Origin of the sequence: Hymenobacter nivis, assembly GCF_003149515.1 — a bacterium.
In the GTDB taxonomy this organism is placed as follows: domain Bacteria; phylum Bacteroidota; class Bacteroidia; order Cytophagales; family Hymenobacteraceae; genus Hymenobacter; species Hymenobacter nivis.
Genome location: NZ_CP029145.1, coordinates 1,801,356 through 1,825,444 on the forward strand (window position 1 = coordinate 1,801,356; position 24,089 = coordinate 1,825,444).

At 64.0% G+C, this 24,089-nt stretch carries 23 protein-coding genes; 8 read left to right on the plus strand and 15 right to left on the minus strand.

Translation table 11 applies throughout. From position 1 onward, the window contains the following. Positions 1-64 precede the first annotated feature (64 nt). A complete protein-coding gene (locus DDQ68_RS07855) occupies positions 65-598 on the plus strand; it encodes an MOSC domain-containing protein (protein ID WP_109655801.1) in 534 nt (177 codons plus the stop codon). Positions 599-801: 203 nt separating this feature from the next. Here the strand turns inward: DDQ68_RS07855 and DDQ68_RS07860 are convergent, their stop codons facing one another. The 4 genes from DDQ68_RS07860 to DDQ68_RS23780 form a co-directional block, all read right to left on the minus strand. Then, on the minus strand, positions 802-2,202 hold the full coding sequence (locus DDQ68_RS07860; protein WP_109655802.1) for an RtcB family protein: 1,401 nt from the start codon (positions 2,200-2,202) through the stop codon (positions 802-804). Between the two features lie 1,117 nt (positions 2,203-3,319). Continuing rightward, positions 3,320-4,288 (minus strand): TROVE domain-containing protein, encoded by a 969-nt coding sequence (locus DDQ68_RS23775; RefSeq protein WP_245897372.1) that lies wholly within the window; start codon positions 4,286-4,288, stop codon positions 3,320-3,322. Positions 4,289-4,294: 6 nt separating this feature from the next. Next, a complete protein-coding gene (locus tag DDQ68_RS24255) occupies positions 4,295-4,426 on the minus strand; it encodes a hypothetical protein (protein WP_281271097.1) in 132 nt (43 codons plus the stop codon). Further along, positions 4,427-4,846: a hypothetical protein gene (locus tag DDQ68_RS23780; RefSeq protein ID WP_245897373.1), complete on the minus strand. Its 420-nt coding sequence runs from the start codon at positions 4,844-4,846 to the stop codon at positions 4,427-4,429. A gap of 946 nt (positions 4,847-5,792) precedes the next feature. On the opposite strand from DDQ68_RS23780, the gene DDQ68_RS07870 reads away from it, so the two are divergent. Both DDQ68_RS07870 and DDQ68_RS07875 read left to right on the plus strand, forming a co-directional pair. After that, positions 5,793-6,695: a histone deacetylase family protein gene (locus DDQ68_RS07870; RefSeq protein ID WP_109658362.1), complete on the plus strand. Its 903-nt coding sequence runs from the start codon at positions 5,793-5,795 to the stop codon at positions 6,693-6,695. A 29-nt stretch (positions 6,696-6,724) separates the two neighbouring features. Continuing rightward, entirely contained in the window at positions 6,725-7,723 is a 999-nt protein-coding gene (locus tag DDQ68_RS07875; RefSeq protein WP_109655803.1) for a J domain-containing protein, read from the plus strand. A 78-nt stretch (positions 7,724-7,801) separates the two neighbouring features. Here the strand turns inward: DDQ68_RS07875 and DDQ68_RS07880 are convergent, their stop codons facing one another. After that, on the minus strand, positions 7,802-8,536 hold the full coding sequence (locus tag DDQ68_RS07880) for a PD-(D/E)XK nuclease-like domain-containing protein (protein ID WP_109655804.1): 735 nt from the start codon (positions 8,534-8,536) through the stop codon (positions 7,802-7,804). Between the two features lie 74 nt (positions 8,537-8,610). Further along, positions 8,611-8,928, minus strand: a complete 318-nt coding sequence (locus tag DDQ68_RS22685) for a hypothetical protein (protein ID WP_162549932.1) — start codon at positions 8,926-8,928, stop codon at positions 8,611-8,613. Between the two features lie 254 nt (positions 8,929-9,182). Here DDQ68_RS22685 and DDQ68_RS07885 point away from each other — a divergent pair, with 254 nt between their 5' ends. The 4 genes from DDQ68_RS07885 to DDQ68_RS07900 all read left to right on the plus strand — a co-directional run bounded on the left by DDQ68_RS07885 (position 9,183) and on the right by DDQ68_RS07900 (position 14,073). Next, positions 9,183-9,602: an EamA family transporter gene (locus tag DDQ68_RS07885; protein ID WP_109655805.1), complete on the plus strand. Its 420-nt coding sequence runs from the start codon at positions 9,183-9,185 to the stop codon at positions 9,600-9,602. 139 nt (positions 9,603-9,741) lie between these two features. After that, the gene (locus DDQ68_RS07890; RefSeq protein ID WP_109655806.1) at positions 9,742-10,542 is read left to right on the plus strand and encodes a glucose 1-dehydrogenase; all 801 of its coding nucleotides are present in this window, start codon (positions 9,742-9,744) and stop codon (positions 10,540-10,542) included. A 152-nt stretch (positions 10,543-10,694) separates the two neighbouring features. Beyond that, a complete protein-coding gene (locus DDQ68_RS07895) occupies positions 10,695-13,313 on the plus strand; it encodes an MGH1-like glycoside hydrolase domain-containing protein (RefSeq protein WP_109655807.1) in 2,619 nt (872 codons plus the stop codon). A gap of 145 nt (positions 13,314-13,458) precedes the next feature. Then, on the plus strand, positions 13,459-14,073 hold the full coding sequence (locus DDQ68_RS07900; protein ID WP_109655808.1) for a cyclase family protein: 615 nt from the start codon (positions 13,459-13,461) through the stop codon (positions 14,071-14,073). Between the two features lie 145 nt (positions 14,074-14,218). Here the strand turns inward: DDQ68_RS07900 and DDQ68_RS07905 are convergent, their stop codons facing one another. The 9 genes from DDQ68_RS07905 to DDQ68_RS07940 all read right to left on the minus strand — a co-directional run bounded on the left by DDQ68_RS07905 (position 14,219) and on the right by DDQ68_RS07940 (position 21,832). Continuing rightward, the gene (locus DDQ68_RS07905) at positions 14,219-14,899 is read right to left on the minus strand and encodes a type 1 glutamine amidotransferase domain-containing protein (RefSeq protein WP_109655809.1); all 681 of its coding nucleotides are present in this window, start codon (positions 14,897-14,899) and stop codon (positions 14,219-14,221) included. An 81-nt stretch (positions 14,900-14,980) separates the two neighbouring features. Further along, positions 14,981-15,292, minus strand: a complete 312-nt coding sequence (locus DDQ68_RS07910) for a putative quinol monooxygenase (RefSeq protein WP_109655810.1) — start codon at positions 15,290-15,292, stop codon at positions 14,981-14,983. Between the two features lie 25 nt (positions 15,293-15,317). Beyond that, positions 15,318-16,316 carry an NADP-dependent oxidoreductase gene (locus DDQ68_RS07915; protein WP_109655811.1) on the minus strand — a complete coding sequence of 333 codons (999 nt, stop codon included), beginning with the start codon at positions 16,314-16,316 and terminating at the stop codon, positions 15,318-15,320. A 27-nt stretch (positions 16,317-16,343) separates the two neighbouring features. Then, on the minus strand, positions 16,344-16,796 hold the full coding sequence (locus DDQ68_RS07920) for a MarR family winged helix-turn-helix transcriptional regulator (RefSeq protein ID WP_109655812.1): 453 nt from the start codon (positions 16,794-16,796) through the stop codon (positions 16,344-16,346). Between the two features lie 280 nt (positions 16,797-17,076). Then, on the minus strand, positions 17,077-17,391 hold the full coding sequence (locus DDQ68_RS07925; RefSeq protein WP_109655813.1) for a hypothetical protein: 315 nt from the start codon (positions 17,389-17,391) through the stop codon (positions 17,077-17,079). 524 nt (positions 17,392-17,915) lie between these two features. After that, positions 17,916-18,680 carry an outer membrane beta-barrel protein gene (locus tag DDQ68_RS07930; RefSeq protein ID WP_109655814.1) on the minus strand — a complete coding sequence of 255 codons (765 nt, stop codon included), beginning with the start codon at positions 18,678-18,680 and terminating at the stop codon, positions 17,916-17,918. A gap of 182 nt (positions 18,681-18,862) precedes the next feature. Continuing rightward, the gene (locus DDQ68_RS22690; protein WP_162549933.1) at positions 18,863-19,060 is read right to left on the minus strand and encodes a hypothetical protein; all 198 of its coding nucleotides are present in this window, start codon (positions 19,058-19,060) and stop codon (positions 18,863-18,865) included. Between the two features lie 566 nt (positions 19,061-19,626). Beyond that, on the minus strand, positions 19,627-20,652 hold the full coding sequence (locus DDQ68_RS07935; RefSeq protein ID WP_162549934.1) for a LacI family DNA-binding transcriptional regulator: 1,026 nt from the start codon (positions 20,650-20,652) through the stop codon (positions 19,627-19,629). Between the two features lie 97 nt (positions 20,653-20,749). After that, entirely contained in the window at positions 20,750-21,832 is a 1,083-nt protein-coding gene (locus DDQ68_RS07940; RefSeq protein WP_109655816.1) for a glycoside hydrolase family 43 protein, read from the minus strand. A 202-nt stretch (positions 21,833-22,034) separates the two neighbouring features. On the opposite strand from DDQ68_RS07940, the gene DDQ68_RS07945 reads away from it, so the two are divergent. Further along, positions 22,035-24,083 carry a beta-L-arabinofuranosidase domain-containing protein gene (locus DDQ68_RS07945; RefSeq protein ID WP_109655817.1) on the plus strand — a complete coding sequence of 683 codons (2,049 nt, stop codon included), beginning with the start codon at positions 22,035-22,037 and terminating at the stop codon, positions 24,081-24,083. The last annotated feature ends 6 nt before the right edge of the window (positions 24,084-24,089 follow it).

Sequence of the window (24,089 nt, forward strand, 5' to 3'; positions counted from 1 at the left end):
TTAGGCCCCCCTGGCGCAACCGCCGTGCGGGCACAACTTTCCTTTTTCCTGGTTTTAAAACTTCATGCCTTTCCCCTTTTTCGGCGACGATAAATCCACCGTGGCGCGCCTGCTTGCCACCCTGCCCCAAACCGGCCGCCTGGCCTGGATTGGCCAGCGCCCGGCCCGCCGCCAGCCGCTGCTGAGCGTGCCTGAGGCAGAAGTCCTCACCGACGCCCACCTGGCCGGCGACCATGCCCGCCCCAAAGCCGGCGGCAAGCGCCAAATCACCCTAATTCAGGCCGAGCACTTGCCCGCGGTGGCCGGCTTCCTGGGCCTGCCGGTGCCCCTGGACCCCGCCCGCCTGCGCCGCAACCTGGTGGTGAGCGGCCTCAACCTACTGGCCCTCAAGAACCGCCAAATTCAAATCGGCGACGAGGTACTGCTCGACATCACCGGCGAGTGCCACCCCTGCTCGCGCATGGAAGAAGAGCTAGGCCCCGGCGGCTACAACGCCATGCGCGGCCACGGCGGCCTCACGGCCCACATTGCCCGCGGCGGCACCATCCGGGTGGGCGATGCGGTGCAGGTGGTCACGCCCGAGCTAGCGGCTGAATAACGAATCCGGTAATAACGAAACCGGGCCCCGACGCACAATGCGCCGGGGCCCGGTTTCGTTGCTAATATTAACGAAGTAGGGTGCGGGGCTTACCCCCGCCCGCCGCTGCACGGAATCGTAGAAACGGTGCGAACGACGGGCGGGGGCAAGCCCCGCACCCTACTTCTTTTCACAAACCACTTCACGGTATCTAGCAGCGCAAATTATGCCCCGTCCATCCGCACGATTTTGGGCGTGAACGAGCCGAGCACGTCCACTAGGTCGAGTTGGCTGGCCATTACTTGGTGGATGTTTTTGTAGGCCATCGGGGCTTCGTCGAGGCCGCCGCCGTGCAGGGTTACGCCGTAGGCGGCCAGGTGCTGGCGCACTTCGGCTTCGCCTAGCTCGGCCTTGGCGCGGGTGCGCGACATGAGCCGGCCGGCCCCGTGCGAGGCGGAGGCCAGCGAGGCCGCCGCGCCCCGCCCCCGCACGATGAAGCCGGGGGCCGTCATCGAGCCGGGGATGATGCCGAGCACGCCCGCCCCGGCCGGCGTGGCGCCCTTGCGGTGCACCACGGCGGCGCGGCCGTCGGCCAGGGTTTCACGCCAGGCGAAGTTGTGGTGGTTTTCCACTTTCGCCAACGGCTTATCAACCAGAGCTTTGGCTAGGCACCGGTAAATCTGGTTGTGGCAGGCCGAGGCGTAGTCCCCGGCCAGGTTCATGGCGGCCCAGTATTCCTGGCCGGTTTCGGTGTCGAGGCCCAGCCAGGCGAGGTGCTTGGCTTCGGCGGGCAACATGCACTGCTCCATCGCCAGGGCCGTATAGTGGTTGGCGGTGCTAGCGCCCAGGCCCCGCGAGCCGGAGTGCGAGAGCAGGCCCACGTACTGGCCCACGGGCAGGCCAAGGTCGTTGGCCGGGTCGGTGATGTCGACCAGGCCGAACTCCACGAAGTGGTTGCCCGAGCCCGAGGTGCCGAGCTGTTCGGCGGCTTTATCAAGCTTGTTTTTCAGGAACGGCACGGCCCGGAAGGCGTCGTCAGCGAGCACGGCGTGGTCGAGGCGCTGGCCCCGCTCCCAGGCCCGGCCCGAGCCGAACCGGGTATTATCCAGCAAAAGCTTGCCTACCTCCTGCGTGCGCTGGGCGAGAAATTTGGCCGGCAGGTCGAACACCGACAGCGCCATCCGGCAGCTAATGTCCACGCCCACGGCGTAGGGAATCACGGCGTTGTCCGTAGCCAGCACGCCGCCGATGGGCAGGCCGTAGCCGTAGTGGGCGTCGGGCATGAGGGCCCCGGCGAGGGTGACGGGCAGCTTCATGGCCGTTTCCATCTGGTGAATGGCGCCGGCCTCGATGTAGTCGGCCCCGAACGTGGCGTAGGGCTTGCGCTCGGCCAGGGCAATGTGGCGCGAGGGAGCCGGCAGCAGCGCCGCGGCGGTGTGGCTCCAGGCCAGGTCGGCCAGGAAAGTGGTGGGATTGGCCAGTACCCGGCCAAGCAGCGCGAGCTGCTCGGCTTGGGTGAGGCGCTTGTGTTCTTTGCGTTGGAGCTGCGCCAGCGCCAGGCCAATGGCCCGGCCCTCGGGAAACCCGAGCTGCCGCAAATCATTGCCGCGTAGTTGAGAAGCCATAAAAGAGTAAAGTTGCACGCGAAGCGGGACCGTACGAATTGGAGCCCCGGCGTTGATGAACAGTAAAAAAATTAGCCAAAACGGGCCGGGCAAAGAGGCGCGCCGCCGGTTAACATTTGCTCTACCAAACTGAGCTACCGCTGGCACGCCAGCGGGCAGGATTCGAACCCGCGACCTAATGAATCGAAGTAAGGCGGTGCTACGGCACCGGTCCATGGTGGCTACAAAAAACGGAGCAATAAGCGGCTGGCGTGAGGCCAAATGGCGACGGGACAGGTCGAAGGAACGCCAGCCTACGGCATCCGGTATTCAGCAATTGTTTCCAGCTGGGGCAACAGTCGCCCGGCCAGCTGGCGCGGCCCTACCGTTGCGCAAGCGCCCTGCCTCGCGGCAGCACTTCGGGGGTCGAACCCGCGACCGCGCCCAGTTTGGAGCGAAGAAAGGCCCGGCTACGGCACCCACCCAGAAACATGTAATGCTCAGCCGTCTCCGAAATTCAGGGCAACGGTCGGTAGGCGCGTATTTTCTCCCGCGGCCGAAGCCAGGGGACGGGAATCGAACCCGCAACGCGGCCACAAGGGCAGCACCGGGAACAGCCAGCGAAGTAACGCCCACCTACGGCACCTGAACCAAGCGGAGTTGGCCAAGTTGGGGCGGGCCACTCGGTGGCGCCGCCCCGGTCGGCGACTACGCCAAAATGCGCAGCCGTCTTCCCAATGGAATTATTATAAGGTCATAACGAGCAAGAAAGGTTCCTGGTATGGGGACCCTGATCCGGGAACGGGGGCCGCTTAAACGGTTGAAAGGTCGTTCCCGGGACCTGCTTGGAGCAGTTTTCGAGCCGGTGTACCAGTGCTATAAAACGGAATGGTACTCCGTTGGACGTTCGCACGAAAACAGAGTACCACTCCGTTTTACAGTCCTTGCGCACTGATCTGAAAACTGCTATAAGTCAATAGCAAGGGCGACGGACGGCGGGCCTATAGGATGAGGAGACCCGAACTCCCGCCGCCGCAGCGGCCATCCCAGCACCCGCGAAGCAGGGCCCGCCTACGGCACCTTGCGCCGCGGCGGCCGGGGGTTCCGCTTTATTGCCCGGCCGCTGTTGTTAAAGGGTTTAAAAATCGATTTTTTGGATTTCGGCGAGGGCCGAGTCGCCGTTTTCCAGGGGCCCCAGCACGTCGAACACCTTGTCGGACCAGCCGGCGATGAGGGCCACGCCGTCTTCGGCGCGCACTTCGAGCGGGGCCGTGCCGAGGCCAGCCAGGTCGAAGAGGTAGAGGCGGGCTTGGGGGGCCACGGTGCGGCGGTACAGGGCCCATTCCTGGGCCAGTGAGCTGCTGTTCCACTGGCTGTTCCAGAGCTGAACGTCGGTGAAAATCATCACTTTGTCCTGCACCTCGCGGCGCTGGCGCAGGTTCTGCACCACCAGGTAGCCGTTGGTACCGTAGCCCACTTCATCCTCGCGGCGGTAGAACTCCTCCACGTTGCGGAGCACGGGGCCCCGGGGCAGCGCCACCCGCTTCCACGTATCACCGAACATGCCGGTGACCACGTTTTGGCAGCGGCTCTGGAGCGACATGCCCAGCACGAGGCTCACGTCGTAGAGCAGGACTTTGCTGCGCGGCGAAATAGGCTTTTGCATGGAGCTGGACACGTCGCAGGCCACCAGTACGCGGGTTTCGGGGCCGAGGCCGCGCAGGTTGGCCGCGCTGTGGGCAATGGCGGCCTCCAGGGCCCCCAGCACCGCGGCGGTGTGGCCGCTGGGCACCGCCTTCACCTCGCGGTAGGCGGCCAGGAAGCGCAGGGGCAGCTGCTGGCTGCGCGCCACGGCTCGCCCATCGGCCAAGGTGGCGCACACCTGCGCCATGGTCGCGGCCGACACGTTGGCTTCGAGCAAGTTGCGCAGGTTGCGCAGCAAGGCCATGTAGCCCAGCTTGCCACTACCCACGAGCGTTTCCCAGGCGGTGCGAACGGCCATTTGCCGGTCGGCTTCGGTAGCGAAGGCTTGCTGGCCGACGGCCAACAGCTCGGTTTCCCAGATGTAGGGCGTAGGCAACTCGCCGCGCACCGGCTGGTCGAACACGGCTTGCTAGGCGGCATTTTTGGCGCTGGGGTGCACCAGAAACAACGCGTCGCGCAGGCGCACGGCCCCGGCCCGGTCGTACTTAGCCAGCTGGTAGGCGTCGAAACAGTTGAAGGCTTCGGCCAGGCCGCGCTGCATTTACTTGGAGGGGCGGCCCAGGGTTTTGCGGCCGGTGCGCGCGTTGGCCGCGGCGTAGTAGGCCAGCAATTCGGTAATTTCGTCGACCCGGGCCACCACGCGGGCCACGAGGCACACCACGGTGTTACCGCCGTTGTGCACGCGGGCCAGCTCCACGGCCAGCACCAGGGGCACCGAGCGCAAGTGCAATTGCTCGCGGGCGTACACCGCCAGCTGCGCCACGAACCGGGGCTCGTTTTTGGCCACCAGCGTACGCAAGCGCAGCAAGCGGGCATCGGCGGCTTCATAGAACTGGTCGCTGAGCGCGGCGGTGGCCACGGCAGCGTACAATTCCAGCTGCGGCGTGAGGGCAAAAGCGGGGGCCCCCTCGTGGTTAGTGGTGAGGGCGGCGGTGGTACGGAAGAAGAAGTTGAAGCGCATCTGGTGGGAATTGAATGGGTGGAAGAAGTAGAGCTCGGATTTTGGCAATAATTAATCAGGCCAATTTAATTCGATTTACTAATTATTAATTTCAATTATACATAGTTATTCCAGACAAATAAAAACGTGTTTTTATTTGTGCAGTAAGGCCACGAAAAAATCCGGCTTTGGGGGACCGGGCTTTCGTTAGGTACGCAATACAAGCCGAATTTATCGGGGTATTTTACGCAGTAAGAAAGCACGGCCGCGCCGGTCCCGCTGGCCGCGGCTGGGGCGGCATTTGGGCTGTTTGCTGGAAAGCAGGGTGGGAATGAACGGCACGGAGCGGATTGGCAACTGGCTAGGAAAGGGCCACTAAACAAAAAACCCGAGCGTTATGGGCTCGGGCAGTGTCGGATTTCAGCGGAGGCTAAAATCAGGCAAACGTACCGAGCAGAGACAGCCATTCTGGCTGCGTCTTATCCGAATTACTGGTGAATTTCAGGTAGCGGTACATAATTGTTTGCTTTTTAGTACGACACAGGTTGAGGATTAATTTTAATTACGCAACTAATTATTGCAGGATTAATTAAGGATTAGAGGATTAATTAATCCTGCAATAATTATTCAAACAACAATTCTGTGTCATGCTGAAGAAGGAAACATCTTACCAAGCTATGATTACGCTGCTGGCGTAGTTTACAAAAACGGGGTAGGGTGCGGGGCTTGCCCCCGCCCGTCGTTGCACGGTCTAGGCTCGAAGCGTGCAACGACGGGCGGGGGCAAGCCCCGCACCCTACTGCGCGACGAGTGCAACGGGGAAGGATGCTTACTTCGTCAGCATGACAGGGGGCCGGCGGGAAAACGCGGGGGCCCCAAAGGGCAATGGCCCCCGCTACCGGGGCCCCAAAGCCAAATAACACCCGCCTGAAAAACATCCGGGGCGGTTTTGCAGTACCTGCCGCGTATGCCGCGCCTTGCTACTTCCGACCACTACACGCTGGATTTGCCCGCCGGGCACCGCTTCCCCATCGCCAAGTACGCCCTGATTCGGGAGCAGCTGCTGTGGCAGGGCGTGGCCGCGCCGGAGGATTTTTACGAGCCGGGGCTATGCGCGGAGGACGACGTGCTGCGGGTGCACACCGCCGCCTACTGGCACCGGGTGCGCGATTTGCAGCTTTCGGCCCGGGAGGTGCGCAACCTGGGGCTGCCGCAGAGCCCGCAGCTGGTGCGCCGCTCGCTCAGCAGCAGCGCAGGCACGCTGCAATCGGCGCTGGGGGCCCTAAAAACCGGCATCGGCCTGAACCTGGCCGGCGGCACCCACCACGCGTTTGCCGACCGCGGCGAGGGGTTTTGCGTGCTCAACGACCAGGCCATTGCTGCCGCGCACCTGCTGGCGCACGGGCTGGCGCGGCAAATTTTAATCGTGGATTTGGATGTGCATCAGGGCGACGGCACAGCCGCCATTTTCCGCGACGAGCCGCGGGTATTTACGTTTTCGATGCACGCCGGGGCCAACTACCCGCTGCGTAAGGAGCAGTCGGACCTGGATATTGCGCTGGCGTTGGGCACGGGGGACGCGGAGTATCTGCGCACGCTGGAAGCCACACTGGGGCCCCTGGTGGACCGCGTGCGGCCGGACTTTATCTTTTACCAGGCGGGGGTAGATGTGCTGGCCACCGACAAGCTGGGCAAGCTGGCCCTCACGCCCGCTGGCTGCCAGCAGCGCGACGCGCTGGTGCTGGGCCTGTGCCGCGCCCGGGCCCTGCCGGTGGCCGTGAGCATGGGCGGCGGCTACTCCGAGCGGCTGGCCGACATCGTGGACGCGCACTGCAACACGTTTCGGGTAGCGTTCAACTTTTGGCCCTAAACGGGCGTTATCTACCCGCTGCCGTTGCCATGAAAAAACTTACCGCCTCCGCTTCCTCCCCCATCCTGCCCGCGCCGGTGCGCGTGCCCGTCACCCTTGCCGAGGCCTGCGCGCCGGGGAGCCTGGCCCAGGCCGCGTTTCGGCGGGCGCTGCTGGCGCTGGAGGGGCTGCGGGCACAGGTGCAGGCAGAGCAAGAGGCCCGCGCCACGGCCCGCCAGCGGTATTGGAAGCAGGTGGGCCCCGCCGCCGCCGCCGTGGTGGCCGCCCGCCGGGCCCTGTACATGCCACTGGAAGGGGCCCTGCTGACGCCCTACTTCAGCCGCCTGGAGGAGGAGCAGATTGCTCAGTTTATCGTGGGCAACGCCGGGACACTCATCGCGCGGTTTGGCGAAGACGAGGCGGCGATGGTGGCCAAGTACGCCCCGCCGCGTCCCGCGGGGGCCCCGGCCGAAGCTCCCGCCGGGGCCCCCACCCCGCCGCCGTCGGCCCAGGAGCAGGCGGCCGAGGCGCGCCAGCAGGCCCGGACGCAGCGCCTGGCCGAGGCCACCACTCTGGCTGCTCGCGCCGACCAGCAGCGTCTGCAAACCAGCGCCAAAACTGTGTACCGCCAGCTCGCCCGCACCCATCACCCCGACCTGGAGCGCGACCCCACCCAGCAGCGCGCCAAAACGGAGCTGATGCAGGAAATAACGTCAGCCTACGAAACCGGCGACCTCTACGCCTTGCTGCAGCTGATGGCAGACTCAGCCCACGCCGACGCGGCCGATGCCGACGTGCTCATCGAGTACACCCAAGCCCTGCACCGCCAGCAAATCGACCTCAAAAACCAACTCAACGCCCTGCAATACGGCCCCGACGGCCTGGGCACCAGAACCGGCAAGAAGCGCGAAATCGAGCTGCGCCAAATCAAGCGCGACCTGCGCGCCGAGGCCGAATACGTGCAGCAAGTGGCCCGCCAGCTGCACGAAACCGCCGGCCTGCGCGAAATCCTGCGCGAACTAGCCGCCGAGGGCCTTGAGACTGTGTAAAAATGTAGCGCGGACTTTGTAGTCCGCGCTACAGATCCTTCAGCGACCGTTCAACTGCGCGGACGCGCAGCGTCCACGCTACTCTTCGCCGCTGAGGCCCAAGGACTCTACGGCGGCTTGCACGGCCTCGGCTCGGTAGGCGGGCGCGGTGGCGGGGGCCCGCAGCAGGCGGAGTAGGCGGTGGTATTTCTCGCGGCCTTCGGCAAGCATCTGGTCGGTTACTTCGAGGGGGAAGACGCCGAAGGGCTCGGATTTTTGCACGCCCACCAGCAGGAACCGCTCGGCGCCCAGGGCGTCGGTATAGAAGGCGGCCTGGCGGTCGTAGTCGTAGGCCGAGCACTGCCAGCGGAAGTGGTCGGCATCGCGGGCGTTGGTGGTTTTGAAGTCGACGACGGTGTAGGGCAAGCCGGGGGCGTCCACCACCAGGTCGGCGCGAAGCTTGCAGAGGGTGCCGGTTTGGGGCTCGGTGAAGAGTACGCTGGGCTCGGGCGTGCCGGCTTCGAGCAAGCGGTTCAGCTCGGTGTTGAGTTTCACGCCTTCCACCAGCCACCAGACCAGCGTATCGTTCAGGCCAGGCTGGCCGGGTTGGTAATCAGTGGGTTCGAGCAGAGCGGTGTGGAAAGCGGTGCCGAAGCTCAGGGCCCCGGAGTTGCTGCCGTTGCCGCCATCGGTGCGCGGGGGGCGGCCGTCGAGGGCGTCGCGCAGGCGCGAGAGGTCGGAGTTGGCAATAGCCGGCAAGGCCCGGTAGGTGTCGTAGTCGAGGCGCAGCAGGTCGGGCCGGCGAAAGGCGGGGTCGGCGGGAAGGGAGGACATGCCTTGCTAACAGCAAAACGGCGCGTTTTGCTGCATTGGGGGCGGGATTTTTCTTATGGGGCTCCACGGGGGCCCTAGGGCTTTTTGCCCAGCACCAGCGTGGTATAGCCCTGTTGGGTGGAGAAAGTGCTTTGCAGCACATACCCTTCGCGGTACAAGGCACTCAGCACCTTGTAATAGCCCTCGCCAGAAGCAACCAAGCGTTTATTTGTCCTTCCACTCGGAAATTCTATTTTCTCACTTTTGCCCTCGCCCCGGGTAACCACCAACTGCACTGAAGCGCCATTGTCAAGCATCCGCACCACCACAAGATCCGGGCTAGGAGTTTGGGCGGCGGCAGGGCGCGTGGCAAGGGCCAACAGGCACGCGCTCAGGAAAAGGAGTTTTTTCATAGCAGTAAAATAAAGCTGAGTGCGTGAATAACGGCTGAGCGGCCGTTGAATTGGTAAAAAGGCGGTCATGCTGAGCGTAGCCGAAGCATCTCTCCCACGTCGTTGCACGATTGATTTACTCAGCGGGAGAGATGCTTCGACAAGCTCAGCATGACCGCCTTTTTACCAATTCAAACAGCTTCTGGACGGACGAGGCGAAATGCGCGTATGCGTTTCCAGCGCTAAGCTTTCTCATCCATTCCTACCAAAACCTTATGGCACCTTGGCTCCCGTTCGCCCTTTTATCGGCCGTGTTTGCGGCCCTCACCGCCATTTTTGCCAAGGTTGGCATCAAGGATGTCGATTCGGATTTGGCCACAGCGATTCGCACGGTGGTGATTCTCATCCTGGCCTGGGGCATCGCCATTGGGCGCGGGGCCACGGCCGGGCTGCCCGGTATGAGCGGGCGCACGTGGCTATTTTTGGGGCTGTCGGGGCTGGCCACGGGGGCCTCTTGGCTGTGCTACTTCCGGGCCCTGAAGCTGGGGCCCGTGAGCAAGGTGGCCCCCATCGACAAGCTGAGCGTAGCGCTGGCCATTGGGCTGGCGGTGGTGTTTCTGGGGGAAAGTTTGAGCTGGCGCACGGCCCTGGGCGCGGGCCTCATTGTGGCCGGCAGCGTGGTACTGGCACTCTAACATCCAAGGTGTTACCTCTGCAATATGTAAAGTCGTAATCGGTTTTATACCAGCCGTTTCACCCGTTTTTCACTCAACCCTGGGGGCCCCGGGCTCGTTTGTGGGGAAAGCCATTCGCTTCCACTAGCCTCTCCTCCTCATGCGCTTACAAAACCGCATCGCCCTCGTCACGGGCGGCAGCTCGGGCATCGGCACGGGCATCGCCCGGCAAATGGCCGCCGACGGCGCCACCGTATTCGTCAACTACCACGGGGGGCCCTCCGCCAAGGCCGATGCCGTGGTCAAGTCCATCACCGATGCCGGCGGAAAGGCTTTCGCCATCCCGGCCGATGTGAGTAAGGAGGACGAGGTGCAGGCCATGTTCGCCCACATCATCCAGCAGTGCGGCACGCTACACATTTTGGTGAATAACTCGGGCCAGCAGCAAGATGCGGCGTTTGTGGACATGACGCTGGCCCAGTGGCAGCGCGTGATTGACGTGAACCTGACCGGGCAGTTTTTGTGCTCGCGCGAGGCGGCCCGCGAGTTTCTGCGCCGGGGGCCCCAGCCCGAAATTGCCCGCGCCACGGGCGTCATTCTGCACACCAGCAGCGTGCACGAGGTCATTCCGTGGGCCGGCCACGTGAACTACGCCACCAGCAAGGGCGGCATCATGCAGCTCATGAAAAGCACCGCCCAGGAGCTGGCGCCCCACAAAATCCGGGTGAACAGCATCGGGCCGGGCGCCATCAAAACGCCCATCAACACCAGCGCCTGGGACACGCCCGAGGCCGAAACCGCCCTGCTCAAGCTCATCCCCTACGACCGGGTGGGCGTGGTGGAGGACATTGGGGGCCTCGCCGCCTGGCTCTGCTCCGACGAGGCCGACTACATCACCGGCCAAACCATTTTCATGGACGGCGGCATGACGCTCTACCCCGGCTTCGCCACCGGCGGCTGATTTTTTAGAATGTGGGGATGTGGAAATGTGAAAATGCGCTGGCTGTGTACGCGTATTTCTCTGCCTGCTAATTATTGGCAGCCTCACCTTTACCGGCATCCGCATCCGCACATTTTCACATTCCCACATTCCCATATTTTCACATTTTTAGCATGACTGCTGAACACGAACGCCTGCGCGACGTGGGGCCCTGGCGCACCTTCGGGCCCTACCTGGCCGAGCGGCAGTGGGGCACAGTGCGCGAGGACTACTCCGCCGCCGGCGAGCCCTGGAACTTCACCACCCACGACATGGCTCGCTCCTATACCTACCGCTGGGGCGAGGATGGCCTGGGCGGCATCTCCGACGACCAGCAGCTGCTGTGCTTCGCGCCCGCATTCTGGAACGGGCAGGACCCCATCCTCAAGGAGCGGCTGTTTGGGCTGAGTGGGCCCGAGGGCAACCACGGCGAGGACGTGAAGGAGCTGTACTACTACCTCGACAACACGCCCACCCACAGCTACATGCGAATGCTGTACAAGTACCCGCAGCACGCGTTTCCGTACGACTGGCTGGTGCAGCAAAACGCCAAGCGCACCCGCGACGACCCCGAGTTTGAGCTGGCCGATACGGCCGTGTTCCGGGAGGACAAATACTTCGACATCTTCATCGAATACGCCAAGGCGGGTCCCCAGGACGTGCTGATTACCATTACAGCGCATAACCGAGGGCCCCAGGCGGCGCCGCTGCACGTGCTGCCCACGCTCTGGTTCCGCAACACCTGGGCCTGGGGCGACGATGACTACTACCCCGACCTGCGCGCCACCGACGACGGCTGCATCGCGGTGGAGCACCGCGACCTGCCCGGCCTGGCCCTGCACGCCGACGGGGCCCCCGCGCTGCTGTTTTGCGACAACGAAACCAACGCGCCCCGCCTCTACCGGGCCGCACCCCGGCCGGGTGCCAAGTTCTTCAAAGACGGCCTGAACGAGTGCGTGGTGGGCGGCCACGCCGCCGCCGTGAACGCCGACCGCGGCGGCACCAAGGCCGCCGCGCACTACGTCCTCACCATTGAAGCGGGCGAGAGCCAGACCCTGCGCCTGCGCCTGGGCCCTAACGATTTAGCCACGCCGTTTGCCGACTTTGACGCGCTGGTGGCCCAGCGCCGGCAGGAAGCCGACGCCTTTTACGGGGCCCTGCAATGCGACCTGGCCGGCGCCGACGCCCGCGCCGTGCAGCGCCAGGCTCTGGCCGGGATGCTGTGGAACAAGCAGTTCTACGACTACGACGTGCGCCGCTGGCTGGCCGGCGACCCTACCCTGCCCGCCCCGCCCGCCAGCCGCCTGGAGGGGCGCAACGCCGACTGGCTGCACGTGCGCAACCACGACATCATCTCGATGCCCGACAACTGGGAGTACCCCTGGTACGCGGCCTGGGACCTGGCTTTCCACGCCGTGCCGCTGGCGCTGGTGGACCCCGAGTTTGCCAAAAGCCAACTCCGGCTGCTGTGCCACGACCGCTACATGCACGCCAACGGCCAGCTACCGGCCTACGAGTGGCAGTTTGGTGATGTGAACCCGCCGGTGCACGCCTGGGCCACGTTCCGGGTGTTTAAAATGGACCAGAAGCAGTGCGGGGGCCCCGGCGACGTGGCGTTTCTGGAAACCGTTTTCCACCGCCTGCTGCTGAATTTCACGTGGTGGGTGAACCGCAAAGACACGGCCGGGCGCAACATTTTTGAGGGCGGCTTTCTGGGGCTCGACAACATCGGCGTGTTCGACCGCTCGGCCCCGATGCCCCCCGGCGTGTACATCGAGCAGGCCGACGGCACGGCCTGGATGGCCCTCTACGCGCTGAACCTGATGCGCATGGCGCTGGAGCTGGCCCAAACCAACCCCGTATACGAGGACCTGGCCGGCAAATACTTCGAGCATTTCCTGGCCATTGCCCAGGCCATGACCGGCTTTGGGCCCCACGACATCGACATGTGGGACGAGGAGGACGAGTTTTACTACGACGTGCTGAAATCGCCCCAGGGCCGCACCCCGCTCAAGGTGCGCTCGATGGTGGGCCTGGTGCCGCTGTTTGCGGTGGAAGTGCTCGACGACGAGCTGCTGTGCAACGCCCCGCAATTCCTGGCCCGCATGAATTGGATTTTGGCCAACCGGCCCGACCTGGCGGGCCTCGTGAGCCGCTGGCAGGAGCCGGGTAAGGGCGACCGCCACTTGCTCTCGCTGCTGCGCGGCCACCGCCTCAAGGCCCTGCTGCGCCGCATGCTCGACGAGGCCGAGTTCCTGTCTGCCCACGGCGTGCGCGCCCTGTCCAAGTACCACTTGGACCATCCCTACGTGTTCCGCACCGACGGTAAGTCGTTCACGGTGGACTACGAGCCCAGCGAATCCACCACCAGCCTCTACGGCGGCAACTCCAACTGGCGGGGCCCCGTGTGGTTTCCGGTCAACTACATGCTCATTGAGGGGTTGCAGCGCTTCCACCACTACTACGGCGACGATTTCAAGGTGGAATTTCCCACCGGCAGCGGCCAGTACAGCACGCTGCTGGCCATTGCTGAGCAGCTCACCGCGCGGCTCACCGGCCTGTTTTTGCGCGGCGAAAACGGCCAGCGCCCCTGCTTCGGCGCCGATGCGCAGCAGCAAACCGACCCCCACTTCAAGGACTACCTGCTCTTCCACGAATACTTCCACGGCGACACCGGCCAGGGCCTCGGCGCCAGCCACCAAACCGGCTGGACGGGCCTCGTGGCCAAGCTATTGCAGCCCCGGGGCAAGTAGTAACATTCTTTCTCCTTTGCAATCCAGGCCGTCATGCTGAGCGCAGCCGAAGCATCTCTCCTCTCCCCCTGAGTAATCATTTTACTGCCGCAGTAGAGATGCTTCGGCTGCGCTCAGCGTGACGGCCTGCACAAATTCTCAAAACATGAACTACCTCGACATCACCACGCCCATTTCCGGCGAAATGGTGCACTGGCCCGACAACGCTCCGGTGCACCTACGCCTCACCCGCTCGTTTGCCTACGGCGACCCGGCCAACGTGAGCGAAATCAGCATGAGCGTGCACACGGCCACCCACGTCGATGCGCCGCGCCACTTCATCAAGGACGGGCCCGACGTGACGACGCTCGACCTGAATACGCTGCTGGGGCCCTGCCGCGTGGTGCGCATCCACGACCCCCGGCTCATCACGCTGGCCGAAGTAGAGCCCATCGACCCGCAGCCCGGCCAGCGCATCCTCTTCCGCACCCGCAACTCGGACGCCGACTGGACGCACCAGCCCTTCAACCCCGACTTCGTGAAGCTGGACTTCCCCGCCGCGCAGTTCCTCCAGCAGCGCGGCGTCGTCTGCGTCGGCGTAGACTACCTCTCAGTAGGCGGCGCCTACACCCACCACGCCCTGCTCGACTACAACATCACCGTCATCGAAGCCCTGGCATTGGGCGACGTGGAGCCCGGCGATTACGAGCTGCTTTGCCTGCCCCTGGCCATCGTGGGCGCCGACGGGGCCCCCTGCCGCGCCCTGCTACGCCCACTGTAGGGCGGAAACGGCTGTACCGCCAAGCTGCGCTGGCATGTCGTCAAACCAGCCGCAAACACAAAGCCGCCCCGGGGCCCCTCATTACAAGAGTTCCTGGGGCGGCTTTATGTCTGGAGGAGCCGGGGGCTACTTGCTTAGCCGGGGGCTACTTGCTTAGTTGCTTGAGAAGCTCCTTAGCGGCAGACTCCGACGAGGCCGGGTTTTGGCCCGTGATGAGGTTACCGGCGGTTACAATGTAGGGGCCCCAGTCGGCGCCTTTGGAGTAGGTACCGCCGGCGTTTTTCAGCATGTCTTCCACCAGGAAAGGCACTACGTCGGTCAGGTGCACTGCTGCCTCCTCAGTATTGGTGAAGCCGGTTACGGCCTTGCCTTTCACGAGCAGGTCGCCATTGGGGGCCTTCACGTGGCGGAGCACGCCGGGAGCGTGGCACACCAGTGCTACCGGTTTGCCGGCGGCGTAAGCAGTTTCGATCAGGGCGATGGATTTTGGATCTTCGGCCAGGTCCCAGAGCGGGCCGTGGCCGCCGGGGTAAAACACGGCGTCAAAATCGGCGGCTTTGATGGTATCCAGCGGCACGGTGTGGGCCAGGGCTTGCTGGGCGGCGGCGTCTTGCTTGAAGCGCTTGGTAGCTTCGGTTTGGGCCCCGGGCTCGTCGCTTTTGGGGTCGAGGGGCGGCTGGCCACCTTTGGGCGAGGCCAGCGTGAGGTCAATGCCGGCATCCTTGAACACGTAATAGGGCGCGGCAAATTCTTCCAGCCAGAAGCCAGTTTTTTTGCCCGTGGTGCCCAGCTCGTCGTGCGAGGTCAAAATCATGGCGATTTTCATAATCCTGTTTATTAGGGGTGAAGTGGAAATAAAACCGGTCGGGCCAACCCGTGGCGGGCCCGACCGGTTTGGCAACAGGCTTTAGGCCAGCAACTTGTAAAAGGTAACCTTGCGCTCGGCCAGTAGCGGCATAATCTGGCCCACCACCAGGTTCTGGTAGTGCGCCGAGTCACGGTGGGCTTCGAGGGCCGCTTGGTTGGCGTATTGCTCGTAGAAGAAGAAGCGGGCCGGGTCGGCGGCGTCCTGGTGGGCGATGTAGAGCAGGTTGCCCGGCTCGTGCTGGCGCACGGCAGCAGCGGCTTGCAGCATCAGCTGGCGCACGGTGGCTTCGTGGCCGGGCTGGGCGCGCCACTCGGCGGCCACGGCGATGATATCTTGGGTTTCAGTACTCATAATCAAGAGAATAAGGGGCGCCGGGTTAGGCTACTTTCACCACGGCTTTGCCGGTGTTTTCGCCCTGGAACAAGCCCAGGAACGCGGCCGGAATCTGGTCGAAGCCCTCAGTTACGGTCTCCTCGCCCTTCAGCTGGCCTGCGGCGTACCACTCGGTGAGCTTTTTGACACCCTCGGGCCAACGCGCGTGGTAATCGCTCACGATGAAGCCTTGGAGCTTGCTGCTGGTTTTGAGGAGCTTGCCCTCGGGCCGGGGGCCTACTGGGGCTTCGGTGGCGTTGTAGGTCGAAATCTGGCCGCACAAGGCAATGCGGGCGTGCTTGTTCAGCAGGTCGTACACGGCATCGGTGATGGCGCCGCCCACGTTGTCGAAGTAGCAGTCCACGCCGTTGGGCGCGGCGGCGGCCAGGGCCCCGGCCAGGTCGGACGTGGTTTTGTAGTTAATGGCCTCATCGAAGCCCAGCTCTTTCAGGTACGCCACCTTCTCGTCGGAGCCGGCCGTGCCCACCACGCGGCAGCCCTGGATTTTAGCCAACTGGCCTACTATCGAACCCACGGCCCCGGCCGCGCCCGACACCACCACTGTTTCACCGGCCTTGGGCTGGCAAATGTCGAGCAGGCCGAAGTAGGCTGTGAGGCCCGGCATGCCCAGCAGCCCCAGGAAGTAGCTGGCGGGGGCCTGGTCGGCGGGCACGCGCTGCACGGCGCTGGCATCGGCCACGCTGTACTCCTGCCAGGGCAGGTTACCCACCACCACGCTGCCCACGGGCAGCTGCGCGCCGTGGCTTTCCACCACTTCGGCCACCACGCCGCCCGAAATTGGCTCGCCCACCGCGAAGGGCGCGACGTACGACTTGGCGGCGCTCATGCGGCCGCGCATGTAGGGGTCGACGGATACATACAGGGTTTTGAGCAGCACCTGGCCCGCGGCGGACGCGGGCACTGCGCGGGTTTCGAACTGGAACTGCGCGGCCGTGGGCACGCCCACGGGGCGGCTGGCCAGCAAAATGGTTTTAGTATTCATAAGCAACGGTATAAGGAACCCAGCGGCTTAGGCTAGCTGGGCCAGAATGTGGGTGAGGTGCACGCGCAGGGCCCCTACTTCGGCGGACGACATGTGGAGCTTGGCGAGCATTTGGGTGGGGATGCTGCCGGCCTGCGCCTCCAGGGCCCGGCCCGCGGGCAGCAGCCCGATGATGACCGAGCGCTCGTCGCGCGGGTCGCGGCGGCGGCTGAGCCACTGCCGCTGCTCCATGCGCTTGAGCAGGGGCGTGAGCGTGCCCGAATCGAGCAGGAGATTTCCGCCCAGCTCCTTCACCGTCAGCTCCTGGCGCTCCCAAAGCAGTAGAAACACGAGGTACTGCGGGTAGGTGAGGCCCAGCGCCTGCAAGTAGGGCTGGTAGGCCTTGGTGAGCTGCCGCGACACGGCGTAGAACGGAAAGCACAGCTGGCTTTCCAGCTTCAGCAAGGAGTTATCAGCGGCGGCGATGGGGAGCGTTTCCATAGGGTTCGGCCAAATAAACGGCGTTCGGTTGCATAATGTTTGATTGTACACAATTAGATTTTGCTAAAAAGCTACCCCGCGCCGATTTCGGAGTGCTGCCCAAAATTCCAAGAAGCTGTTTGACTTACTCTTTTGGCTCCTGGAACGGGGGGTAGAAACGCATCCTTGCGTCTCCGAGTTGAACGATGTTTGGACAAGTCGTTCAAGCCGGAGACGCAAGGATGCGTTTCTACCCCCGGTTCTGACGTTAACTCAAACGGCTTCTAAATTCAGCGCTGGGCTACAAGCTAAAAAAATACGTGCCCGTAAGTTGCGCCACGCGGTTGTAGGCAGCATCAGCATTGAAGTTATGCCCGTAAAAGACCGTACCGTTGCCTTGGTGCGAGTTGCGCAATCCTAGGCCGTAACCAAGTTGCACTTGCAGGGGCCCCTGCCGGTAGCCAACGCCGAAGTTCACGCCCGCATCGAAGCGCCGGCTATTGGCACCGGGGCCGTAGGAAATCTTATCATCAAAATCGACTGTCGGGCTTGGCAAAGGGTCGTAAGCCGGCGCCACCAGCCCCAGCAGCCCGGGCAAGAGCGTGCGTAAATTCATCGGTTCTTGATGCGTCCTCTAACGAAGGGACACCGCCGATACTTTTTTATCTTCTTCAACGCCCTAATTTCCGCCCCTAGGCCCTGCTCGGGGCCCCGGACCGGCGCTAAGAATCTATCCAAAATAGAATTCTCCCAACGTCATGCTTGTCTGGCAGCCGCTTGTCGAAGCATCTCTGCTGCGTTGTTGAGAGATTGATTCAGTGAGCGGTAGAGTTGCTTCGACAAGCGGACGCCAGATAAGCATGACGTTACGAGAAGCCTATTCGGATAGGTTATAAAAACAACCCCGCCCGGTGGCCTAGCTACCGGGCGGGCAACCGGGCCCCGCGCCGCTACGCCCAGGGCCCTCAGCCAGACCAGCACGTTCGCACTGGCCTAGTTGGGGCCCTTATCTGCCCGGTGAGCCGCCCGCGCTACTAGGGCGGCAGCAAAGGCACAGTGGCTACGGCATTGCCGGCACGTGCTGCGCCAACCCCACACCGGTTTTGGTACGCTGCCCAAAATCCTAAAGCCAGCGCCGGGCTACAGATTAAAGAAGTATGTACCCGTGAGTTGCGCCACGCGGTGGTAAGCCACCTCGTCGCCGAAGCGGCGGCTGTAGTTATAGTTGGTCGTGCCCGGCGAGATAAGCAGTTCAGGGGCCTGGTACAGGTTACGCAGGCCCAGGCCGTAGCCCAGCTGCACTTGCAGGGGCCCCAGGCGGTAGCCCACGCCGAAGTTCACGCCCGCGTCGAGGCGGCGGTTGGCGGTGCCGGGGCCGTAGGCTACCCGGTCGTCAAAATATACCGGCACAGTGAAGGCAGCCGGACCCAGGTATGCCACGGAAGTGCCGGTTTGCCGGCCGCCCACGGCCACGGCCACGTAGGGCCCCGCAAACACTTGCAGGCCGTGGTCGCCGTGCAGCGTGTACACCACGTTCAGCGGCAGCTCCAGCCAATTGGTGCGGGTGGTGCCGGTGGTTTCCTGGGAGGTGTAGCCCGCCACGCCGCCCGCGTAGCTGGTGTTATGGAACTTGTTGCCTTTCTGCGAGAACACCAGCGCCGGCTGCAACGCTACCTTCCCGAAGCAGGCTTCGAAGGCCACGCCGGCCTGCCAGGCCAGCAGGGCCGACTTATCGTTTTGCGCTTCGCTCGCCGGCAGGTTCGAACGGTTGCTGGCCGGATCCGTTGTCGCCAAGGCGCGGTTTAGGCCCCCGCGCAAGCCGAGGCGAAACGTAGTTTGGGCCGGAGCCGGGGCGGCGCTGGCCAGCAGGGCGGCGCCCAGCGCGAGGGTAGCGAGTGGTTGCATGGGAATTAGGAAAGGACGTGGTGCTACCACGAGCCCCGCGGGCAGCCAAAGGGTTGCAGGTCCCCCAGAGCGCGGCCGCCCCGGGGCCCCTCAAAACACGTCGCTCAGGTTGAAAATACACCCTGCGGGCCCTGCACGCCCCAGGTATAGTCTACCCCCAAGGCAAGTATTCGCTTTCTTACTCAGGTACAGCCGGATGCCAGTACCCCAGCCGGCGCAATGCGCCCATAGCCGGTGGCGGGGGCCCTGGCCGGCTGCCCGTTGGCAAACACCACGCCGCCCAGCACCCGCGAGCGGGTGGGGTTGAAGCAATACTCGGCCTCGCCGTACACCATGCTGGGGCCCTGGAAACGGCCCTGGATATAGCCCCGCCCGGTCACGCTCTACTTGTTCCAGCCGATGGCCGGCAGGTCAGAGTAGGGAGCGGCCTGGCCCAAAACAAAATTGCCTTAAAGCCAGGAGGCCAGCATATTGCCCCCGCGGACAGCGCACAGGTAGCGGCGGGATGGAACTGTGCAAGGCGGTAGTTAGCGTCCGAGCCCAGGGCCCGCAGGTTGGTACGCAGCGCCGGAAACAGGCAGGTTTCGCCGGCGGCCGGACGCAGCTGGTTGGCGCGGGTGTTGCGCAGCACCAACGCTACCAGCCCCAGCAGCCCGGGCAAGAGTGTGCGTAAATTCACCGATTCTTAATGCGCCCTCTAACGAAGAGACGCCGCCGATACTTTTTTCCTTCTTCAACGCCCCAATTTCCGCCCCTAGGCCCTGCTCGGGGCCCCGGACCGGCGCTAAGAATCTATCCAAAATAGAATTCTCCCAACGTCATGCTTGTCTGGCAGCCGCTTGTCGAAGCATCTCTGCTGCGTCGTTAAACAACTGATCCGGTGAGCGGTAGAGATGCTTCGATAAGCGGCTGACAGGTAAGTATGACCGCCTAATTGGATAGCCTCTTAGCCCAGGCGCAACGAGGAGGCGCGCACCAGCAAATCGGGCTGGAGCAGCACCCGGCGCGGCGACACGTTCTGGCGCTTTTCGCCCAGTATTTCGAGCAGTAAGCGCGCGGCGGCCTGGCCCATTTGCTCGCAGCGCTGGTCCACGGTGGTCAGCATGGGCTCGATAAACGAGGAGAACAGCTCGTTGCTGAAGCCGGCCAGGGCCACGTCGTCGGGCACGCGCAGGCCCTGGCGGCGCAGCACTTGCAGGGCCCCCACGGCCGTAATGTCGCTGGCCGAAAATACGGCGTCGGGCCGCACGGGCAGCTTCAGCAGTAGCTCCATGCCCTGGATGCCGTCCTCCAGGCGCATGTCGCAGGTGTGCACCAGGGCCTCATCGAAGGGCACGTCGTACTCGCGCAGGGCGTCGAGGTAGCCCTGGCGGCGGTTTTTGTAGATGTTCAGGTGCTGGGGGCCCGCGAAATGAGCGATGCGCCGGCAGCCCTGGCTCAGCAGGTGCCGGGTGCTCTGGTAGGCGCCCTCGCGGTCGTCGAGCAGCACGGCGTTCACGTCGCGCCCCTCCAGAATACGGTCGAAAAACACCAGCGGCAGGTCGCGCTTGGCGGCCTTATCGAAGTGCTTGAAGTCGCGCGTGGTGCGCGCCAGCGACACCAAAATACCCTCCACCTGGGCGTTGATGAGGGTTTCGATATTTTTGCGCTCATGGGCCACGTCCTCGTTCGACTGGCAGATAAGGATGTTGAAGCCCGCCTTGGTGGCCACGGTTTCGATGCCCTTCACCACCATCGTGAAAAAGTGGCCGTCGATATGCGGCACCAGCACGCCCAGCATGTTGCTGCGGCCCTTGCGCAAGCCCGCCGCCAAGTGGTTGGGGTGGTAGTTGAGTTCCTTGGCGAGCTTGTTAACGCGCTTTTTGGTGGCGTCACTAATGCTAGGGTGGTTGCTCAGGGCACGCGAAATGGTGGACACCGACACGCTCAGGGCCGTGGCCATGTCGGTAATGGAAGCGCGCTTGGAAACCACGAGGCAGAGGATTTTAGGGGATGAGCAGCGAAAACCGCTGCGCAAATATCCGCGCAAAATTTATGCAATCCGACTGGGGCCCCGTGGCACTTCGCACCTAGCCCGGTAGTGGCTGCGGCAAGTAGGTGGGCCCCAGGCAGCGGGGCCCCTGGGCCGTCCATATTAATTTATCGATACACAGCTGGCGCTCCGTCATTTGCGGGTTCCAGGCGTGGTACACCAGGTACTCAGTTTGGCCGTCGGGGCCCACGGCGTGCGAGTGGTGGCCGGGGCCCCGCACGTGGCCCGGCACCGCGTGCAGCACCCGCGCGCCGGCCCCGCCACCGGCCTCCGAGTAGGGCCCCAGGATGCTATCAGCCACGCAAAAATCCACGCCGTAGCGATCAGTCAGGAAGTTGGCCCCACTGTAAAAGCAGTAGTACTTGCCCTGGTGGCGGCGCACGCAGGGTCCCTCCAGCGTATGCCACTGGGCAAATACCCGGTTATCGTAGAGCGGCATCCGGCGGTTGGCCTCGAAAATCGTCCAGGGGTGGCGGGCGCGCAGCACCGTACGCGGCTGCTGGGCCAGCCGGGTCATGGTAACCAGGCGATCCACGGCCAGGCCGGTGCCGGGGAAATAGCCGTCGTCCGAGTCGATAAAGTCGCGGGCGTAGAACAAGTACCACTGCCCGTCGTCGTCGCGGAACGGGTGGGCGTCGATGGTGAACTGGCTGCCGGGCACGTCGAGCGCCGCCACTTCGGTGTAGGGGCCCTGGGGCAACGCGCTGGTGGCCACATGTAAGCGGTGGCCCACGGTGGCGGCAATGGCCCCGCCGCCCCGCGAGTAGTACATGTAAAACGTACCATCGTGCAACACCACTTCGGGGGCCCAAAAGTCAAGGCCGTCGCTGCCGGCCGGCGGCGCCAGGGCCCCGCCGGCGTCGCGCCAATCCACCAAATTACTGGAAACCAACACGCTGAAAATCCGCCCGTCGGCCGTGCGCCCCTGCCCAGTGGTACCGAAGGCGTAGTACAGGCCTTGGTGCTGGAGCACGGCGGGATCGGGAAAGTTGCGCGGCACCACGGGGTTGGTGTAGGTGCGGGCGGCGGCGCGGGCGTTGCGCGTGGGCAGCAGGGCCAGCAGGCCGCCGGCCACGGCGGCCATGCGCAAGAAAGTGCGGCGAGAATCGGTAACGGGCATGGCGTAGGCTAAATATTGACGCAAGGCGCAACTGCGCGGCCAACCACGGGCCCTGCTAATGCCAGCGAATGTAGGTATTTTTCAAATATAGATGCAAACGTTTGCACAAAACAATGAATAACTTATACCTTGCGGAAGATAACGCCAACGATGTTTTTAGCAAGCGCTGGAGTGTTACTTTTTGCTCTTTTTGTATCAGTTCATGACTAACGTTTGCTTAAGATCATTCCGGCGCGGCATCCGGGGCGCGTTGGCCTTAGCCCTGCTGAGTCCCGCCGCCCGGGCAGTGCCGCCGCCTCCCCCCCTGGCCCCGCTGGCGTACCAGGAACTGGCCCCGGGAGCCATCCGGCCCGACGGCTGGCTGCGGCGGCAGCTGGAAGCCATGCGCGACCACACCACCGGCCACCTCGACGAAACTTACCCCAAGCTGCGCGACGACAACGGCTGGCTCGGCGGGGCCGGCGACGGCTGGGAAGAAACTCCGTACTGGCTCGATGGGGCCCTGCCCGTAGCGCATTTGCTGCACGATAAGGCCTTGTTGGCCAAGGTGCAGCGTTACGTGAACTGGTCGCTGGCGCATCAGCGGCCGTCGGGCTATTTTGGGGCCCTTACCAAGGCCGAGCGGGCCGGGGGCGCGTCAGTGGCCGCTGGGCCCCAGGGCGAAGACTGGTGGCCGCGCATGGTGATGCTCAAGGTGTTGCAGCAACATTATCAGGCCACCCACGACGCGCGGGTGCTGCCCTTCATGACGCGCTACTTTCAGTACCAGCTGCAAAACTTGAAGACCACGCCCCTGGGCCAGTGGAGTGAATGGAGCACCACCCGCGGCGGCGACAACCTACTGGTGGTGTATTGGTTGTACCGCCAAACGGGCGCGCCCTTTTTGCTGGAACTGGGCGAGCTACTTTACCAGCAAACCACGCCCTGGACGGCCTACCTCGGCGGGCGCGACTGGGTAATGGACGCCGCCGCCAACCAGACCGGGGCCCACTGGATGGACCGCCACGGCGTGAACGTGGCCATGGGCCTGAAGCTGCCCGTGGTATACGCCCAGGCCCACCCCGCCGACCCGCAGTATAACCAGGCTTTGCGCACCGGCTGGCACGATTTGATGACGCTGCACGGCCTGCCGCACGGCATGTTTTCGGCCGACGAGGACTTGCACGGCAACCTACCCACCCAGGGTACGGAGCTGTGTGCCATCGTCGAAACCATGTTTTCGCTGGAGCAAGCCGCCGCGCTGACCGGCGAAATCGCCTACCTCGACGCCTTGGAGCGCATTGCCTACAACGCGCTGCCCGCCCAAACTACCGACGATTATACCGACCGCCAGTACTTCCAAGTGGCCAACCAAGTGCAGGTGGCCCGCGGCGTGCTCGACTTCACGCTGCCCTTCGACCACGGCATGAACAACGTGTTTGGGCCCTACGCCGGCTACACCTGCTGCACCGCCAACATGCACCAGGGCTGGGCGAAGTTCGCCACCCACCTCTGGTACGCCACCCCGGCCCAGGGCGTTGCCGCCCTCGAATACGCGCCCAATACCTTGGTTACCACCGTAAATGGTACTGTGCCGGTGACCATCCGCGAGGAAACGGCCTACCCGTTCGGCGACCAAGTGGACTTCGTGGTCGAGCTTAAAAAACCCACCGCCTTCCCGTTGGCGCTGCGGCTGCCGGCGTGGTGCGCCGAGGCCATTGTGCTGCTCAACGGCCAGCCGCTGCGCACCGACTGGGGCGGGCAAATCATTACCGTGGCCCGCACCTGGCGGCCCCACGACCGCCTCACGCTGCGCCTGCCCATGGCGGTGCGCACCAGCAACTGGGCCCGCAACTCGCGCACCCTGGAGCGGGGGCCCCTGGTGTACGCCCTCAAAATACAGGAGCAGTGGCAGGAAAGCAGCCTGCCCGAAGAAGGCCGCTACTTCACCATCCTGCCCCTGAGCCCGTGGAACTACGGCCTGCCCCGGGCCGTGGTCGACGACCCGGCCGGCCACACCTCGGTGATATCTAAAACCTTGGCTACCAATACTAACGGCTTCTACTGGAACGCCGCCAACGCCCCCGTCACCATCACCACCACCGGCCGGCGCATTCCGGCGTGGCAGCTCAGCGCGGGCGTGGCCCCGCAGCCCGTCACGCCCCGCGATGGCGTGTACAAGGGGCCCGTGGACGCGGCCACCGAAACGCTCACCTTCCTGCCCTACGGCTGCACCAAGCTGCGCGTGGTAGCCCTGCCCGTCGTTCCCTAATCAGCT